Here is a 17,841-nt window from a genome sequence, read left to right on the forward strand (position 1 = left end):
TTTGGGTGACTGGAAGTGCTGAACAGGAATCTTCGTCGGAACGACGCGCGGATGTGCGCAACATAGCGATCATCGCACACGTCGACCACGGCAAGACCACTCTTGTGGATGCCATGCTGCATCAAGCTGGCACCTTCAGCCAGCATCAGGCGGTCGCCGAGAGGGTGATGGACTCCGGTGCCATCGAGCGTGAACGCGGCCTCACGATTCTAGCCAAGAATACCGCGGTCGAATACGATGATGTCCGCATCAATATCGTGGATACGCCCGGCCACGCCGATTTCGGCGGCGAGGTCGAGCGAACTCTCGCGATTGTGGATGGCGTCCTGCTTCTCGTGGATTCATCGGAAGGTCCGATGCCACAGACTCGCTTTGTCTTGCGCAAGGCGCTCGAGGCTGGCCTGCAACCCGTCGTCTGCATCAACAAGATCGATCGGCCCGATGCCCGCATATCCGAAGTCCTCGATGAAATTTACGGCCTCTTCATCGATCTCGATGCAACAGACGACCAACTCGAGTTCCCGATCGTCTACACGAACGCTCGATCAGGAACTGCAGCACGGGAACCCGATGAGCCGGCTTCCGACTTGTCTTCCTTGTTCCGTCTGATCGTGGAGGATCTACCTGGCCCCAAGGTCGAGGCAGGTCGGCCGACTCAATTTCAGGCAAACAACCTCGACTATGACGACTATATCGGTCGACTGGCTGTCGGGCGCGTCGAGTCGGGAGAGCTCCGCACCGGTGAAACCTATACCGTGCTCGGAGCCGACGGTGCCGAGCAGAATTTCCGCTTGACGAGCCTCTTTGGATGGCTGGGGCTCGAGCGACAACCTCTGAAGACCGCGTCTGCCGGAGATATAGTGGCCATCGCCGGCGTAGAAGATATCCAGATAGGCGATACCGTTGCTGATCGGGAGGAGCCGATTGCGCTACCGCGACTTCACATCGACGAGCCCACCATCACCATGGTATTCGGGGCGAACACTTCTCCATGGGCCGGGCGTGAGGGCGACTATGTGACTTCGCGCAAACTGCGTGAACGTCTGGAACTGGAATCGAAGCGTAATGTCAGTCTGCGCGTCGAAGACACGGACACTCCGGAGCGATTGCGGGTATCGGGACGAGGAGAGCTTCAACTCGCAATCCTCATCGAGACCATGCGCCGTGAGGGTTATGAGATCGAGGTCTCCAAACCCGATGTCGTGACCCGAGAGATTGACGGCAAGAAGCACGAACCGATGGAGACTGCGATTATCGATCTGCCCGAGGAGTTCATCGGTGTGGTTTCGCAACTTCTTTCGATGCGCAAAGGCGTCATGAACCATATGAGCCCGCCAGCCTCCGGTCGCGTGCGGCTGGAATTCGCCGTACCTTCTCGGGGACTGATCGGCTTTCGCTCGCCTTTTCTCACGGATACTCGTGGGACGGGAATTCTGCATGCCGTCTTCAACGGCTGGGCTCCCTGGGCGGGAGCGATCAACCGTCGTTCCAATGGCGCTCTGGTTTCGGACCGCGAAGGAAAAACCACCGCCTATGCCTTGGACCATATGCAGGAACGCGGAACACTTTTCGCGGCCGCTGGCACACCTGTCTACGAGGGCATGATCGTCGGGGAATACTCGAGGCAAGGCGATCTGGACGTCAATGTCACAAAGGAAAAGAAACTGACGAATGTTCGGGCAGCGGGGCGGGATGATGCTGTGCGGCTGACCCCGCCGCGCCAGATGGGCCTGGAAGACGCTCTCGACTGGATCGCGGACGATGAATTGATCGAAGTGACGCCGCAATCCATCCGAATTCGGAAACGCGTCCTCGACCATGTCCAGCGCCCCAAACGACGCAAGGACAAGCAGGACTAGCGGAGTCCGAAGTCCTTGAGCTTGCGGTGCAGCGCACCGCGAGACACGCCTAGCGCCCTGGCCGTTGCGGAGACGTTTCCGTTTTTCTTCTCCAATACGTCTTCGATATGCTGCCTTTCGAAACGGGACAGAGCGCCCCGCAAACTGGCATTATCACCGGAAGTGTCACTGTCGACATCCGTCAACGCCGTCCCGACCGCCCCCCCTCCGGGAACCTCCGAGTCTTGCGAGCCCGAAGCGGAATTGAGTGATTCAAGCGCATCCGATCCGGCCTCCGGGGCGAGAATTCGAGAGGAAAGGTCTGCTTCCTCAAGGATTTCCTTTTGGGGATTCATGGCAACCGCGCGCAAAAGCTCATTTTCCAGTTCCCGCACATTCCCGGGCCAGGAGTATGCGCTCAGCACGCGGAGGGCACCTGCAGACAAGCCAATCTCCGGGCGCTCGTGACGGCGACAAGCCCGAGCGAGGAGCCGGCCTGCCAGCAAGGGCACATCTTCAATTCGATCCCGCAGGGGAGGGAGAGAGATCATGATCGGGGTCAGCCGAAAGAACAGATCTTCCCGAAAACGACCCTCCCGCACCTCGTCAGCCAAACAGCGATGAGTCGCCCCGAGCACCCGGACGTCCACATTCCGGGGTTGATTCTCACCGATGCGATGGATCTCGCCCTCCTGCAGGAACCGCAGCAACTTCGGCTGCATGGCTGGTGGCATCTCGCCGATCTCGTCGAGCAGCACCGAGCCTCCGTGCGCCGCCTCCAGAAGGCCGATTCGATCCGTGCTGGCCCCCGTGAACGCGCCTTTTCGATGACCAAAAAGCTCCGACTCGAGCAGCCCTTCCGGGAGCGAAGCGCAATTGATTGCGACAAAGGGCGCATCGGCCCGTGGCCCGTCCGCGTGGATCGCTCGCGCGAGAAGCTCCTTCCCGGTTCCCGTTTCCCCCTCGATCATCACCGGGATCGGAGACTGGCTCGCTTGATGTGCAAGCTCCAAAGCCGCCATCATCAGAGGTGCTCTGGCAATCAGTGTCGGCTGAACCTCGCCTGCCTGCTGCCCCATCGTTGATGTCGCATCCAGAGTCTCCCGAACCGAGGCCCCCCGATGGCCTTCATGGACTCCACGCGGGGCGAGGAATCGCATTTCGACCGATCCCATCCGCAGATCGTCGCCGTTACGCAGCGGAACGGGCAGGGCGATCCGATCCCCATTGCGCCACGTACCATTGGCGCTTCCGAGGTCTGCGATCACAAACTGCGCACCGTCCTCCCAGCGCAGCAGGGCGTGCTGTCGAGATACCGAGGGATCCTCCAGAACCAGATCCATATCCTCCGCTCGGCCGACGCGCGTATCCCCATGGAGTTCGTGGAATTCTGTCTCCCCATCCGGGCGGCGGACCAGCAGGCGTCCTGTTTCATTGATTTCCGGCACTTTGGAGAACTCCAAACAACCAACTCTTCTGGTTCCCTTATCGCGCGAACCCTCGGGCCGCTAGCGTTGACGGCCTCTCTGCCTCCCGGTATGTCGTCTCCCATGAGAGAAATATTTCGCACCAGCCTCGCCCTGATCGCCGGATTCGGACTTCTTTTGAGCGCTCCCACCCAGGCACCAGCCGCCCACCACGAAGTGGCGGAGGCAAAATCGGCAAATCCGATCGTCCTCATCAAGACCTCCAAGGGGACGATCGAAGCTGAGCTATATCGAGACAAGGCACCCATTACGGTTGCCAATTTCCTCGAGTACGTGAATTCGGGATTCTATAACGGCACCATTTTCCATCGCGTGATACCGAGCTTCATGATTCAGGGCGGGGGGTTCGATACCGATCTCAAAAAGAAGCCCACCCAGGCTCCGATCAAGAATGAAGCCGCAAACGGCCTGAAAAACGACATCGGAACGCTCGCCATGGCTCGAACCGGGGTAGTCGACAGCGCGACGGCCCAGTTCTTCATCAACACCAAGGACAACGCCTTCCTGAACCACAAGGACACGACCCAGCGAGGCTATGGCTATGCCGTCTTCGGCAAGGTCATCGGCGGGATGAACGTCGTCAAGAGCATCGAGGACGTCAAAACCGCCCGCACGGGAGTGTCCGAAGGCCAACCCGTAGAAAACGTGATTATCGAATCGATCACGGTCAAGAAGTAGCGCCGGTAGCGGCTCGACCGGGCGTTGCTTTCGGTCGGGCCCTCAGGCGTTCTGATCCATTCCCTGCGAGCGATAGCTGCGCGCCAGGGAAGCATAGTTCTGTGCCGATCGGAGCAAGCCGGCAGCCTCATCGGGAGTAACGTCGCGGCGGACGCGGGCGGGTTGCCCGACAGCCAGAACTCCCGGTGGTATTTCCGAGCCAGGCGAGACCAAAGCACCCGCACCGATAATGGACCCGGGGCCGACCACTGCTCCATCCATGACAATCGCGCCGATCCCGATCAGGCTCCCATCGCCAACCGTGCAGGCGTGCACCACCGCAGCGTGCCCGATCGTGACGTCCTCCCCAACGTCGGTCGAGTAACCGTCGGAGCTGACATGAATCACGGCCTGATCCTGTACATTCGAGCCGCGCCCAAGGCGGATTGAATTCACGTCCCCGCGCAAGACAGCCCCGAAAAACACGCTCGCTGCAGGTTCGATGGTCACATCGCCGACCACCACAGCCCCCGGTAGAATGACCGCATCGGGGTCGATGCGCGGGGAGTGATCACGGATCGTTTCGATCATGGATGAGGTGCCCTTTTCTTCTGCGAAGAACCACAATATGTGGTATATCTCACCAGCGCGGGTTGCCACATCCGGTGTCGATTGATAGCCAAGTACATGGTTACTCCCTCGATTGCCAACTCTCTTTGCGGGACACTTCCGAGCTCGGGTCGATCCCCGAGCTTTTTGCGTTTCGGAGGCTGAAAATGGAACTGCATCGTTTGGGCGAAGGCCTCACCTTCGACGACGTTCTACTGGTCCCGGCCGGCACGGAGATCCTGCCGCGCGATGCGCGGGTAACTTCCCGATTGACCCGACGGATCGCCCTGTCGATCCCTCTGGTCAGCGCGGCGATGGACACCGTCACCGAGTCCAGGACGGCAATTGCCATGGCGCAGGAGGGCGGGTTGGGATTTATCCACAAGAACCTGCCAATCGAGGTGCAGGCCGCGCAAGTCGCTCGGGTGAAAAAGTTCGAGAGCGGCATGGTCTCCGATCCACTCACCGTAGGCCCCGACGAAACCCTGGCCGAGGCTCTGGCCGTCATGAAACAGGCACGCATCTCCGGATTGCCGGTCTCGGAGAACCAACGCCTGGTCGGCATCCTGACCAACCGCGATCTGCGATTCGAGGAGAACCTCGGCCGCAAGGTCCGCGAGGTCATGACCCACGACAAGCTGATCACCGCCGAACCCGGCGTTTCGCTCGAAGACGCGCGCCGGATCCTCCACGCCCATCGGATCGAAAAGCTGCTCGTCGTGGATGACAAGGGGCATCTGCATGGGCTGATTACGGTCAAGGACATCGAAAAAACCACGCTCTTCCCGGACGCCTGTCGAGACGACCGAGGACGGCTGCGCGTCGGTGCTGCTGTCGGTGTCGGCGCTGATTGGCAAGCCCGCGCCGAGGCTCTTGCTGAAGCTGGAGTCGACGTCATCTGCGTCGATACCGCGCACGGACATTCGCGCGGCGTGCTGGACACGGTCAGCCAGCTGAAGAAGGAATATCCGGATCTCGAGGTTGTCGGCGGAAACGTAGGCACGGCCGACGGAGCGAAAGCCCTGATCGATGCCGGGGTGGACTCGGTCAAGGTCGGCATGGGAGTGGGCTCCATCTGTACCACCCGGATCATCTCCGGGGTTGGAATGCCGCAAGTCACCGCTGTCGATGATGCCAGCAAAGCCTGCCAGAGCGCCGGAGTTCCACTCATTGCCGATGGTGGCATTCGGTATTCGGGCGACGTGGTGAAATGCCTCGCTTTCGGGGCTGACACCATCATGATCGGCAGCCTCTTCGCAGGCACCGAGGAGAGTCCGGGGGAAACGATTCTCTATCAGGGCCGGACCTACAAAATGTACCGCGGAATGGGCTCGCTGGGGGCCATGCAGGCAGGTTCCCGCGATCGCTACTTTCAGGACGGCGAAGAGGATGCCATCAAGCTGGTCCCTGAGGGAATCGAGGGGCGGGTTCCCTACAAGGGCACCCTCTCCTCCAACATCCACCAACTCGTCGGCGGAATTCGTGCCGGGATGGGTTATCTGGGCGTCCCTGATCTGGAGGCACTGCGTCGCGATGCCCGCTACCTCCGCATCTCGGAAGCCGGCCATCGCGAAAGCCATGTTCACGATGTCGTCGTCGCCAAGGAAGCGCCAAATTATCGGATGGATTAGGAGGACGGCTCGCCCGAGTCGTCGAGCAGGAGTTTGAACGGTAACCAGAGAATGCAGAGCGAACCCGCAGATATTCACGCCGAACGGCTGCTCATCATCGACTTTGGTTCCCAATACACCCAACTGATCGCACGCCGCGTGCGCGAATGCGGGGTATATTGCGAAATTTACCCCTTCGACGTGGATGCCAAGGTCATCCGCGAGTTCTCACCGAAAGGGATCATTCTCTCCGGCGGCCCCGAGAGCGTAACGGAGCAGGCAACGCCCACGATTCCCGGGGTCGTATTCGAACTCGGCGTGCCCGTGCTTGGAATCTGTTATGGCATGCAGGCTATGGCGCAGAGCTTCGGCGGTCGAGTCAGCCCCTCCGAGCAGCGCGAATTCGGCCACGCCAGCATTAGGGCCGATGTGAGCAGTCGGTTCCTGGGCCACCTGTTGAGCGAAGCCGAGAGCTGCGATGTCTGGATGAGCCACGGCGACAAAGTAACCGAGCTCCCGACCGGTTTTGTGCGAACCGCAAGCTCGGCGAATGCCCCGATTGCGGCAATGGAGGAGCCGGACAAGCAGATCTACGGGGTACAATTCCATCCGGAAGTCACTCATACCCATCGAGGAGCCGAGCTGCTCAGTGGGTTCGCCAGAGAGATCTGCGGCTGCACGGGCAGCTGGACAGCCGAGAATATTGTCGATGACGCCATTGCGCGCGTGCGGGAGCAAGTGGGAAGCGATCAGGTCGTGCTCGGACTCTCGGGAGGCGTCGACTCGTCGGTCGTGGCCGCACTGCTCGCGCGGGCCCTTGGCGACCAACTCACCTGCATTTTTGTGAACAATGGTCTGTTGCGAAAAGACGAAAAGGGCGAAGTCGAAGCTGCCTTTGCCAACGCCATGGACACCGGCGAACTGTTGCCGCTGAAGATCCTGACGATTGACGCGGAGGATGAATTCCTGACCAAGCTGGCCGGCGTCGAGGACCCCGAGGCCAAACGCAAGATCATCGGTGCCACCTTCATCGACGTTTTCGACCGGGAGGCCAACAAACTGCAAGGCGTCAAGTGGCTCGCGCAGGGTACGATCTATCCGGATGTGATCGAATCGGCCGCCTCGAAATACGGCAAGGCCCACGTGATCAAATCCCATCATAATGTCGGAGGCTTGCCCGACAGGATGTCGCTGAAACTAGTCGAGCCTCTTCGCGAACTCTTCAAGGATGAGGTTCGAAAAATCGGTCTTTACCTCGGACTGCCCAAGACTCTCATCCAGAGGCATCCCTTCCCGGGCCCCGGCCTGGGGGTACGCATTCTGGGCGCGATCGAGAAGCATTACGCGGACGTATTGCGCGAGGCTGACGCGATCTTCATTCAGGAACTACGTGACGCGAACCTCTATGACCAAGTTTCACAGGCCTTCGCTGTCTACCTGCCCGTGAAATCGGTAGGCGTCGTGGGTGATGCGCGTCGCTACGAGCATGTGATCGCACTCCGCGCCGTCGAGACTATCGACTTCATGACCGCTCGCTGGGCGCGGTTGCCTTACGAGTTTATCGAGCGAACCTCAAATCGAATCATCAATGAGATTTCCTCTGTGTCCCGAGTGGTCTACGATGTCTCCAGCAAGCCACCCGCAACAATCGAGTGGGAGTAAGAAAATACCTAAATGAGTTTCGTCCACCTCCACACACATACGCAATATTCGCTCCTCGACGGGGCGAACAAGATCAAGGATCTCGTTCCTCACGTCGCAAAGGCAGGAATGCCGGCATTGGCCATGACGGATCATGGAAACATGTTCGGGGCGGTGGACTTCTATCAGGCCTGTGAGGCGGGTGGGGTACAACCGATTATCGGCTGCGAGGTCTACGTGGCACCGCGGTCGCGCTTCGACAAGAGCCAGGCTCGCAGCGAGGATCCCGAGACAGGCGGCAACTATCATCTGGTCCTTTTGGCGAGGAACGAGAAGGGATACCGCAATCTCTGTCGTATGGTGACCCAGGCCTATACGGAGGGCTATTATTACAAGCCTCGTATCGACCGCGAGTTACTCAATGAATTCAACGAAGGCATCTTCTGCCTTTCGGGCTGCCTCGGCAGCGAGGTCAATCAGGCGATCCAGCGCGGCGACACCGGGCGGGCACGCGAGGTAGCCAAGGAATTCGCCCAGATTTTCGACAAGGATCGATATTATATCGAGGTGCAGGATAATCATATGGCCGAGCAGGAACTCTCGAACCGAGAGCTTTTCTCGCTGGCCCGTGACCTCGGCCTCCCGTTGATTGCGACCAACGACTGCCACTACCTCCAACCAGGCGACGCACATGCCCATGAAGCGCTCCTCTGCATCCAGACAGGACGGACACTAAGCGATCCCGACCGCTTCAAATTCCCGACCGATCAGCTCTTTGTCAAAACGCCGGAGGAGATGAAGGCCGCTTTCCCGGAATTCCCCGAGGCCATCTCCAATACAGTCGACCTCGCAAAACGATGCGACTTCAAGATGAGCTTCGGTCAATACGAATTCCCGGAATTCGAACTCGACGACAACGACACCCTCGAAGCCGCTCTCGAGCGCGAAGCCGCCGAGGGACTTGAGCGACGGCTCGAGAAGATTCGTAAAATCAGTAAAAACTGGGGTGAGGACATCCTCAAGGAGTATCAGGATCGCCTCCGTATCGAGTTGGACATCATCAAATCGATGGGGTTTTCCGGCTATTTTCTGATCGTCTCGGATTTCATTCTCTGGGCCAAGCGCCGCGGCATTCCAGTGGGGCCGGGGCGGGGGTCGGCGGCGGGCAGCCTGGTTGCCTATGCCATGGAAATCACCGACATCGATCCGATTCCCCTGGGCCTGCTTTTCGAGAGATTCCTCAATCCGGAACGCATCTCGATGCCGGATATCGACGTGGACTTCTGCTACGAGCGTCGCGACGAAGTGATTCAATACGTCCGCGAGAAGTACGGCGAGGATCGCGTGGCCCAAATCATCACGTTCGGAACCCTCAAGGGAAAGGCGGCACTCAAAGATGTGGGCCGCGTGCTGGAGTTTACCTACGGCGAGACGGACAAGCTGGCCAAGCTCTATCCCGCAGCTCGTCAGGGCAGGGACTTCAACCTCGAGCAGGCGCTGAGCATGGAGCCAAAGCTGCGCGAGATCGCCGAGACGGGCGATCGAGAGCGCCAACTCTTCGATTACGCCGGCAAGCTCGAAGGTCTGATGCGACATTCCTCCAAACACGCGGCCGGTGTCGTGATTGGGTCGCGCCCGTTGGTGGAATCCCTTCCGCTTTGCGTGGACAAGGGAAACCTCATCACCCAGTTTAGTGGCGGTGACGTCGAAGCCGTTGGCTTGATCAAATTCGATTTTCTGGGCCTGAAAAATCTCACGCTGATCGCCGACATCGTCCGCCGCATCAAGCAAACCCGCGGCATCGAAATCGATGTTTCCGCGCTCCCGCTGGACGACGCCAAAAGCTACAAGGTCTTCTCCGAAGGGAAGACTGTCGGTATTTTCCAGATGGAGTCCAGTGGAATGAGTGAACTCGTTCAGCGACTCAAGCCCACAACCTTCGAGGAAATTACCGCAATCAATGCTCTCTACCGACCGGGCCCGCTCGACTCGGGGATGACCGACAACTTCGTCGATCGAAAGCACGGACGAGAGGCTGTTGCCTACCCCCACCCGAAGTTGGAGCCCATTCTGAAAGAGACCTACGGAATCATGGTCTATCAGGAGCAGGTGATGCAGGCGGCCCAGATCCTTGCGGGCTATTCGTTGGGAGATGCCGACAACCTGCGCCGAGCCATGGGCAAGAAGAAAGTCGAGGTCATGGCCAAGGAGCGGGAACGCTTCCTTCAGGGCTGCGAAAAGAACGGTCTCGAGGCGCAGAATGCCGGCGAGATCTTCGACCAAATGGAAACCTTCGCCGGTTACGGCTTCAACAAGAGTCATGCGGCCGCCTATGCGCTGATCTCCTTCCAGACAGCCTATCTCAAGGCGCATTATCCGGAAGAATTCATTGCCGGCCTGCTGACTCTCGAAATGGGCGACAGCGACAAGACGCACAAGAATATTGCCGAAGCGCGCTCTCGGAAAATCCCCATCCTTCCGCCGGACATCAACGAGAGCCGCGAAGATTTCACGGTTGTCACAGATGGCAAGATTCGCTTCGGCCTCGGTGCCGTCAAGGGATTGGGGAGCAAGGCGATCGACGCCATCCTCAAACATCGCGACGAGGATGGCAATTTCAACGGACTCGATGAACTCGTCGTCCGGGTACAATCCGCGCCGGTGAACCGAAAGGCCCTGGACAGCCTGATCAAATGCGGGGCGTTCGATTTCTCGGGAATCGAACGCGCTTCGATGGCAGGCTCATTGGAGAACCTTCTGCGCTGGGCACAGGTCGCCGCCAGCCACGTGAATCAGCATAACCTCTTCAGTGCAGCCAGCGGTGGCGAGCCGGAGAAGTTCCGGTTCGATCGCGATGCCGAGTGGCCCGAGGCCGAAAAGTTACGGCAGGAAAAGGAAACGCTCGGATTCTTCATCACCGGACACCCACTGGACCGCTACAAACGACAGCTTACGAAATTGGTGACGGCACGGACTCTGGACCTTCGCCAGATGCCCAACCAACAGAAGGTCACTCTCGCCGGAGTCGTGCAGGGCCTGAAGCCAAAAAACACTCGAAAAGGGGACCGATACGCAAGTTTCTACTTCGAAGACCTGCACGGTCACGTCGAGGTCATTGCCTGGCCCGATACCTATCGCAAGCATGAAGAACTCCTTTTCGTGGAAGAACCGCTCTGCCTCAATGGAAGACTCGACGTCACCGAGGAGCGATGTCAGGTCATCGCCGAATCGCTCGTCCGACTCGACGACGCTCGCTCGCGCGCTGTTCGAGAAGTTCAGATCCGAGTCCGCGAATCCGAGATCACCGCAGCCGAGATTCAGGGACTCAAGCGCACTCTCGAGATGCATTCGGGAGACATTCCCAGCTACCTGCATGTGATCCGAGAACGGTTCGAGACCCGAATTGCGCTGGAGTCCTTCCCGGTGACAACGAACGACAAGCTGCTTGCCGCTCTGGGCGAACGGTTCCGCAAGGCCGAAGTGAAATTCGTTTCCTGAGCAACTGATGGCAAAATCACGCACCTCACACTCGATCGTCCCCAAGCAGGAGACCGCCTACCTGGTCGGCTTCGACAACGGACGCATCGACGCGGACAACCTGCCTCTCCATGAGTCCCTAGACGAACTGGAACGACTCTGCGAAAGCGCGGGCGCTCGAGTGATCGGGCGCAATTCACAAAAACGACCGCAGGCCGATATTCGGACCTACGTAGGTGCGGGCAAGGTACAGGAGATTCGCGACGAGGTTTACGAACACTGCGCAGATCTGGTGGTCTTCGACGATCCTCTCACGGTCGCTCAATTGCGCAATCTCGAACGCGAACTCGGTCTCGGGCCCGGCGGAGAGCCCTGTGTCCGTGTCATCGATCGCAGCCAGCTGATTCTCGATATTTTCGCAGGCCGAGCCCAAAGCCTTGAGGGAAAACTGCAGGTCGAGTTGGCACAGCTCGAATACCTTGTTCCACGACTCACCCGCCACTGGACCCACCTCTCGCGGCAACGAGGGGGAGGGGTGGGGACCCGCGGGCCTGGCGAGACCCAGCTCGAGGTCGACCGCCGTAGCGTGCGGGACCGGATGGCCATGCTCCGCCGACGCCTGAAGGAGGTCGCCCGGACCCGCGACCTGCACCGACGAGAGCGGGCCGAAGTCCCGTTCCCCACCGTGGCCCTTGTCGGCTACACCAATGCCGGCAAATCCACACTGATGCGGGCCTTGACGGGGGCGGATGTCCTGATCGACGATCTGCTTTTTGCCACGCTCGATCCCACGGTGCGAAAGTTGAACCTCGAGCGGTCGGGGCGAGTGCTTTTAAGCGATACGGTTGGGTTCGTTCACAAATTGCCGCACGAACTCGTCGAGGCCTTCAAGAGCACACTCGAGGAGGTGCGCCAGGCAGATTTGCTGATCCACCTCATCGACAGCTCGAGTGCCGCGCAGGAGATTCACCGCAGTGTCGTGCGTCAGGTGCTCGCGGAGATCGACGCCAGCGATATTCCGATACTCGAAGTCTGGAACAAAACCGATCGCGTACCACAGGAAGCGCAGATGGAGATACAGGCGATAGCGCGACGCGAAGGCGGTGTCGCCATCTCGGCCGCAGCAGAGATCGGCCTCGAGGATCTGCAAAGAGAGCTGGATCGGCGAATTTCCAGAAATTTGATCCGAGAACAGTTTTTCATACCGATCGAGCGAGGCGATCTCCTCGCCCGACTGCACCGTGAAGGCTCGGTCCTGAAAGCCACGAGCGATGATCGCGGGACTCAGGTAGAAGCTTTGGTGAACGAGAAGCTTGACGGTCAGATTCGGCGAGCTCTCCAGAGACCCGAACCATGCTGAATATCCCGAACAGCCTGACGCTTTTGCGAATTGCCGCGATCCCGGGAATCGTCATCGCGCTGGACTACAGCCACTTCGGGCTCGCTTTTGCACTCTTCATTGCCGCCGGAGTCACCGACAGCCTCGACGGCGCCATCGCGCGCATGATGAAAACGCGCACGGAACTCGGGGCCTATCTCGACCCGCTCGCCGACAAGGGCCTGGTCCTGACACTCCTGATATCGTTGGCTTCCCTGGGCAAAGTACCGGAGTGGGTCGTCACCATCATCGTGACCCGAGACGTGGTCTGTCTGGGCGGGTATTCCTTGCTCTTTTTCCTGACCGGGGAGCAGATGGAGGTTCGACCGAGCTGGACAGGCAAGCTGGCCACATTTCTCCAGATTACCGGGATCGGCGGGGCGCTGCTCCTCCTATGGCAACCACAGCTCGACCTTGCAGTGATCGATCAAATCCTTCTGCAATCCGCCGCGATCGTAACTGCATTCGCAGGATCCGAGTACGTGCTCCGCGGCCTTCAGTGGTACCAGACCCGCCCCGACTAACGACAGGCCAGAGGCTTGTAATCGTGACGACAGGGCGGTCCGGCGGCATGATGAAACTCTGCCACTCCCGCATCGTCAAGCATGACCATGGTGGAGGATCGGGTGCCATACCCCTCGGTATGAATACAGATTTGGTCCGTCGGCTGTCGATCATCAACAGCCGTGAGGTGATCCGACAACACCTCCCGCAAATCGGAGCGAAGTCGAGCGCGGTCGTTGTGCTCGAGAAAGCTGTCACCAGCACGAGAAAAGAATTTCCATGAATGCGAGATGCGTGAACACTCGTGATCGTTCACGTCGAGGTTGGTGAGCACGTGAAGCCCGGGCGCCAGTTCGAGGACTTCGGTTGATGCAGCTCGGTTCTGAGCGACGTAGGCATTCCGCCCGTCGGCTACCAGGATATTGAAGGGATTATGCTGTTCAGGCGATACGCCTCGCAGGAACTCGGCGGCCACCGATGCATCCGCCAGCTTGGCGAGATCGAGACACAACTGGCCCCGAGACTCTCGCGCTTCGTCCGAGGGATGCTCGACCCGCCGATTGAGCACTCCAACCACCAGCCCCGACTCCGAGAGAGTCAGCCACGACCCGCCGGCAACCTGGTCCTGGCCGCCAAAGACCCTCGGCGACTCGGCCAGAATATGCGGATCCAGTGTCGGGCGAGCCAGAAACTCATCACGGTTCGCCGCGACCACGACCGGAAGGTCACGGAAAAGGCGGTGGTAGATCGCCAAAGTGCACATCGCGGCTCATCCTAGCGAAGCCGGGACTCCGGATCGAGTCAGCAGAGTTCTCGGCAGAACTTCCGTTGCGCCGTTCCAGATGCCACACTGTGGGCAGGAGTCACATCATGTTTGCATCGATCGAAGAGGTTATGGAGCGGTTCGCCGCCCAGCAATATATCTGCAACCGGGCTATCGCGACGGTCGTTTTCCTGGCCGCCAAAATGCGAAAGCCCATCCTCGTCGAAGGCCCGGCAGGCGTCGGCAAGACCGAACTGGCCAAGGTCGTCGCACTCGCGACTGGCCAGCCCTTGATTCGGCTGCAGTGCTACGAGGGTCTGGACGAAGCAAAGGCCCTCTATGAGTGGGAATACGGCAAGCAGCTTCTATACACCCAGCTGCTCAAGGACAAGATCAGCGATATCTTGACCGGAACGACGACCTTGGACGAAGCCGTGCAACGAATCGGCGATCAGGATGGCGTATTCTTCTCGGAACGGTTCATTCTGCCTCGGCCACTTCTCGCTGCAATCAAGTCCGAGGAACCGACGGTACTGCTGATCGACGAGATCGATAAGGCCGACGCCGAATTCGAGGCCTTCCTGCTCGAGGTCCTGAGTGACTTCCAGGTCAGCGTCCCCGAACTCGGGACCATCGAAGCTCGCTCGCGTCCTCTCGCCATCCTGACCAGCAACAATAGTCGAGAAGTCTCTGACGCGCTGAAACGTCGCTGTCTCCATCTATTCATCGACTTCCCGAACCGAGAACAAGAAGAAAAAATTGTTCGGCTCAAGGTGCCCGAGCTCGAGTCCGCTCTGGCGGAACAAGTGGTCGCCTTGGTGCAAAAGGTCCGCCGACTCGATCTGAAAAAATCACCCAGCATCAGCGAGACCCTCGACTGGGCCAAGTCCCTGGCCATCCTCAACGTCGACTCGCTTGGCGAAGAAGCCGTGCGCGATACGCTGAGCACGATTTTCAAATACGAAACCGATATCCGAAAAGCCGAAAAGGAATTGCGAGATTTCGTCGCGCGAAAGAAGGCCGCTGCTGATGCCGCAGAAAAAGCGTCCGCAGATACGACCAAAGACGATATTCTCCACTAGATTAAAGTGCAGTCACGACTCCTCGAATTTGCGGAGCTTCTCCGCCACCACGGACTGAGAATCAGTCCGGCCGAAAGCCTTGATGCTCTGGCAAGCCTCGAGATTGCGGGGCTGAGCGATCGCGAAATCATGCGCGGGGCCCTCCGCGCCACGATGATCAAACGCGCCGTGGACGTACCGGTATTCGACGACCTCTTCGACGTCTACTTCTCGGCTCTCGGGGATAGCGTCCGTGAGGCCTCCGCCAATGCCGAAGGTGCACTCGAGCAATCGCTTGAGGAGATGCGGGAACTTCTCGCCAAACTGGAGGAGATCCTTCAGGGACAGGATATGGAGCTGTCAGATATCGCGAAGGCGCTCCTGGAACAGGATGAGGGCGCTCTCGAACAACGCCTGCGAGAGGCGATGGAAGAGGCTCAGGGACAAGCGCAGGGGGAGGGCAACCTCCGATTTCGACCCGGACAGTTCGCGAACGCCCTTGGAGAAGCCTTTGGCCTTCCTACCCTGGGAGGCGAGCTCGACGGGGCTGCTGATGCGGCCGAAGAAGGTCTCGGCGATGAAGACGCCGCCAAGCTACGCGAAATGATCCGTCAGCGAATGGCCGAGATGCGCGAGATGATGAAGCGCGCGGCGAACGTCGAGAAAAGCCAGCAGCAAGGCCAGCCAAGGGACGATGCCGGTCTCGGTGAAATAGGCGAAAAGAGTTTCTACTATCTGACCGAGGATGAAATTCGTCGGATGAAGGAAGCTGTCGCCAAGCTGGCGCGCCGACTGCGCAACGTGATCGCGGTCAAACGGAACCGTGCAAAACGTGGCAACTTCGATCTCCAGCGCACGCTGCGCCACAATATCGGGTACGGCGGCATTCCGTTCGACGTGCGCTTCCAGCGAAAAAAGAAGCACAAACCACAGATCGTCGTGCTCTGCGACGTCTCTGATAGCGTGCGAAATGTTTCTCGCTTCATGCTTCAGTTTGTCTACGCCCTGCAGGACCTTTACTCGCGTGTGCGCAGCTTTGTCTTCGTGGCCGAGATCGGCGAAGTTACCGAGCTATTCGAGGAACACGAAGCGGGCAAGGCACTTGAATTGGCGCTCCGCGGGGACATCATCAACATCTTCGCGCACTCCGACTTCGGCCGTGCCTTCAAGGACTTCCACGCCGACCATTTACAAGCCATCGATCGGCGCACCACGGTGATCATTCTCGGGGATGCCCGAAACAACTATAATCTCCCCCAGGGCTGGGTGCTGCGCGATATCCAACAAAAAGCGCGTCAGGTCATCTGGCTGAACCCCGAGGGACGCACGACTTGGGGGTTCGGAGACAGTGAGATGGACCAGTACAGCCCATATTGCGACGTCGTGCAGGAGTGTCGGAATCTCAACCAGCTGTACCGGGTGATCGACGAGTTGTTGGTCGTCTGAACCCCTCGAGAAATCACAGCAAGAATGTCAGCCCCGGTTTGCTCTCAGGTTTGACCCCGACCCGGACCGTCGCTACGACTAAGGCATGGAAACGTCGGAAGCGATCCGCATGAAGGTCGGAGAATTGACCGTGGACCCGACCTCCAAAACCCCGATCGTCGTTCTGCGCGACGCCGAGAACCGCTTGAGCCTGCCGATCTGGATCGGAGGCCTCGAAGCGAACGCTGTCGCCAGTGAGCTTGAGGGGTTCAAGGTCTCACGACCACAGACACACGATCTCCTGACGAATATTTTGCAGGAGGCCTCGATCGAGGTCCTGAGCGTAGCGATCTGCGATATCCGCGAGAACACCTACCACGCCGAAATTACCCTTCGCTCCGGCGAGAACACCTGGAGCACGGATGCTCGGCCGAGCGACGCAATCGCATTGGCCCTGAGAGCCAAATGCGAGATCTGGGTGGCCAAGCATGTTCTCGAACAATCCAGTATGGTTGCCGACGAAGACGCCGGAGCTGACAATACAAACCTGTCTTCCGTAGAGCCCGAAAAGTGGTCGGAGATCCTGCAGGATATGGGGCCCGACGATTTCAAATACAAAATGTAGTCAGAAATGACTCTCCCGACTGAAAGCATCTGATGAGCAAAAGCCAATCGAAGAAAAACTTCCGCAAAGAGATCAAGCAACCGGATGAGTTCGTCGTCCAGAGCAACCGGGCCATTCTCTGGGCGCAGGACAACCCCGACAAGCTCAAGGTCGGATTGGGAATCTTCGCGGTTGCCCTGGTCATCATCGCCGTTGTCGGAACTTGGCAGGAATCGCGAAATCAGGAGGCGGTTTCCGACTTCTACGCTGCCAGCGAAATTTACCGTGGTGAAAAATGGGAACCCGCCTTGGCCGATTTCGAGACTCTCGCGGCAAACTATGACGGCACCACCTATGGCAAGCTTGCCAATCTCTACGCCGGCAGCAGCGCCTTGCACCTGGAAAAATACGCCGATTCCATCAAATATTATGAGGCCTATCTGGCAGACAGCATCAACAGCGATGCGATCAATCAAATAGCGCGCCTCAATCTCGCGGCCGCCATGACCGGCGCCGGAGACGCCGCGGCCGCCCGCGGCCAGCTCGAGAAGGCTGCCGCTGCCTCAGGACCCGCAAACCCCGAAGTCCAGCTGGCCCTCGCCAGAAACTACGAGGATGCGGGCGACGCCGACGACGCCGTTGAGGCGTACAAAGCCTATCTCGAGGCCGCACCGCAGGGCGCTGCCGTTTCGGCCGTTCAGGCAGCCGTCGTCAATCTCGGAGGTACGCTGCCGGCACCCGCAGCGCCAAGCTTCCCCGGCAACATTCAGGTCAGTCAGCAGTAGGC

The 17,841-nt window shown here is 59.2% G+C and carries 14 protein-coding genes; 11 read left to right on the forward strand and 3 right to left on the reverse strand.

The genetic code is table 11. From position 1 onward, the window contains the following. Window positions 1-5: 5 nt before the first annotated feature. Window positions 6-1,859: a translational GTPase TypA gene (gene typA, locus P8K07_03585; GenBank protein MDG1957602.1), complete on the forward strand. Its 1,854-nt coding sequence runs from the start codon at window positions 6-8 to the stop codon at window positions 1,857-1,859. On the opposite strand, the gene P8K07_03590 is transcribed toward typA, so the two are convergent. Beyond that, window positions 1,856-3,301, reverse strand: a complete 1,446-nt coding sequence (locus P8K07_03590; GenBank protein MDG1957603.1) for a sigma 54-interacting transcriptional regulator — start codon at window positions 3,299-3,301, stop codon at window positions 1,856-1,858. The two genes, typA and P8K07_03590, sit on opposite strands and share 4 nt — an antisense overlap. 96 nt (window positions 3,302-3,397) lie before the next feature. Between P8K07_03590 and P8K07_03595 the strand changes: the two genes are divergently transcribed. Further along, a complete protein-coding gene (locus P8K07_03595) occupies window positions 3,398-4,003 on the forward strand; it encodes a peptidylprolyl isomerase (protein ID MDG1957604.1) in 606 nt (201 codons plus the stop codon). Between the two features lie 42 nt (window positions 4,004-4,045). On the opposite strand, the gene P8K07_03600 is transcribed toward P8K07_03595, so the two are convergent. After that, a complete protein-coding gene (locus P8K07_03600) occupies window positions 4,046-4,573 on the reverse strand; it encodes a gamma carbonic anhydrase family protein (GenBank protein MDG1957605.1) in 528 nt (175 codons plus the stop codon). 191 nt (window positions 4,574-4,764) lie between these two features. Between P8K07_03600 and guaB the strand changes: the two genes are divergently transcribed. The 5 genes from guaB to pgsA are packed head-to-tail and all read left to right on the forward strand — an operon-like array spanning window position 4,765 to window position 13,221. Beyond that, window positions 4,765-6,222, forward strand: coding sequence for an IMP dehydrogenase (gene guaB, locus P8K07_03605; GenBank protein ID MDG1957606.1), 1,458 nt, complete (start codon window positions 4,765-4,767; stop codon window positions 6,220-6,222). 51 nt (window positions 6,223-6,273) lie between these two features. Beyond that, window positions 6,274-7,863 (forward strand): glutamine-hydrolyzing GMP synthase, encoded by a 1,590-nt coding sequence (guaA, locus tag P8K07_03610; GenBank protein MDG1957607.1) that lies wholly within the window; start codon window positions 6,274-6,276, stop codon window positions 7,861-7,863. A gap of 12 nt (window positions 7,864-7,875) precedes the next feature. Next, complete coding sequence (dnaE, locus tag P8K07_03615) at window positions 7,876-11,340, forward strand: DNA polymerase III subunit alpha (protein MDG1957608.1); 3,465 nt, start codon at window positions 7,876-7,878, stop codon at window positions 11,338-11,340. Between the two features lie 7 nt (window positions 11,341-11,347). Continuing rightward, window positions 11,348-12,679, forward strand: coding sequence for a GTPase HflX (hflX, locus tag P8K07_03620; GenBank protein MDG1957609.1), 1,332 nt, complete (start codon window positions 11,348-11,350; stop codon window positions 12,677-12,679). Further along, entirely contained in the window at window positions 12,673-13,221 is a 549-nt protein-coding gene (gene pgsA / locus P8K07_03625) for a CDP-diacylglycerol--glycerol-3-phosphate 3-phosphatidyltransferase (GenBank protein ID MDG1957610.1), read from the forward strand. Before hflX ends, pgsA begins: the two co-directional genes overlap by 7 nt. Here the strand turns inward: pgsA and P8K07_03630 are convergent. Beyond that, window positions 13,218-13,964 carry an NRDE family protein gene (locus tag P8K07_03630; protein MDG1957611.1) on the reverse strand — a complete coding sequence of 249 codons (747 nt, stop codon included), beginning with the start codon at window positions 13,962-13,964 and terminating at the stop codon, window positions 13,218-13,220. The two genes, pgsA and P8K07_03630, sit on opposite strands and share 4 nt — an antisense overlap. A gap of 107 nt (window positions 13,965-14,071) precedes the next feature. On the opposite strand from P8K07_03630, the gene P8K07_03635 reads away from it, so the two are divergent. The 4 genes from P8K07_03635 (at window position 14,072) to P8K07_03650 (ending at window position 17,839) form a co-directional block, all read left to right on the forward strand. Next, window positions 14,072-15,046 (forward strand): MoxR family ATPase, encoded by a 975-nt coding sequence (locus tag P8K07_03635; GenBank protein ID MDG1957612.1) that lies wholly within the window; start codon window positions 14,072-14,074, stop codon window positions 15,044-15,046. Between the two features lie 6 nt (window positions 15,047-15,052). Continuing rightward, a complete protein-coding gene (locus P8K07_03640) occupies window positions 15,053-16,471 on the forward strand; it encodes a VWA domain-containing protein (protein MDG1957613.1) in 1,419 nt (472 codons plus the stop codon). 85 nt (window positions 16,472-16,556) lie between these two features. Then, the gene (locus tag P8K07_03645; GenBank protein ID MDG1957614.1) at window positions 16,557-17,075 is read left to right on the forward strand and encodes a bifunctional nuclease family protein; all 519 of its coding nucleotides are present in this window, start codon (window positions 16,557-16,559) and stop codon (window positions 17,073-17,075) included. Between the two features lie 32 nt (window positions 17,076-17,107). After that, complete coding sequence (locus tag P8K07_03650; protein MDG1957615.1) at window positions 17,108-17,839, forward strand: tetratricopeptide repeat protein; 732 nt, start codon at window positions 17,108-17,110, stop codon at window positions 17,837-17,839. Window positions 17,840-17,841: the final 2 nt, after the last annotated feature.

Source organism: Candidatus Binatia bacterium, assembly GCA_029248525.1.
GTDB lineage: Bacteria > Desulfobacterota > Binatia > UBA12015 > UBA12015 > UBA12015.

Coding starts and splice junctions, on each gene's coding strand:
- P8K07_03600 (MDG1957605.1), bottom strand. CDS start 4,573: ATGATCGAAACGATCCGTGATCACTCCCCGCGCATCGACCCCGATGCG.
- P8K07_03630 (MDG1957611.1), bottom strand. CDS start 13,964: ATGTGCACTTTGGCGATCTACCACCGCCTTTTCCGTGACCTTCCGGTC.
- P8K07_03650 (MDG1957615.1), top strand. CDS start 17,108: ATGAGCAAAAGCCAATCGAAGAAAAACTTCCGCAAAGAGATCAAGCAA.
- guaA (MDG1957607.1), top strand. CDS start 6,274: ATGCAGAGCGAACCCGCAGATATTCACGCCGAACGGCTGCTCATCATC.
- P8K07_03645 (MDG1957614.1), top strand. CDS start 16,557: ATGGAAACGTCGGAAGCGATCCGCATGAAGGTCGGAGAATTGACCGTG.
- hflX (MDG1957609.1), top strand. CDS start 11,348: ATGGCAAAATCACGCACCTCACACTCGATCGTCCCCAAGCAGGAGACC.
- pgsA (MDG1957610.1), top strand. CDS start 12,673: ATGCTGAATATCCCGAACAGCCTGACGCTTTTGCGAATTGCCGCGATC.
- P8K07_03635 (MDG1957612.1), top strand. CDS start 14,072: ATGTTTGCATCGATCGAAGAGGTTATGGAGCGGTTCGCCGCCCAGCAA.
- dnaE (MDG1957608.1), top strand. CDS start 7,876: ATGAGTTTCGTCCACCTCCACACACATACGCAATATTCGCTCCTCGAC.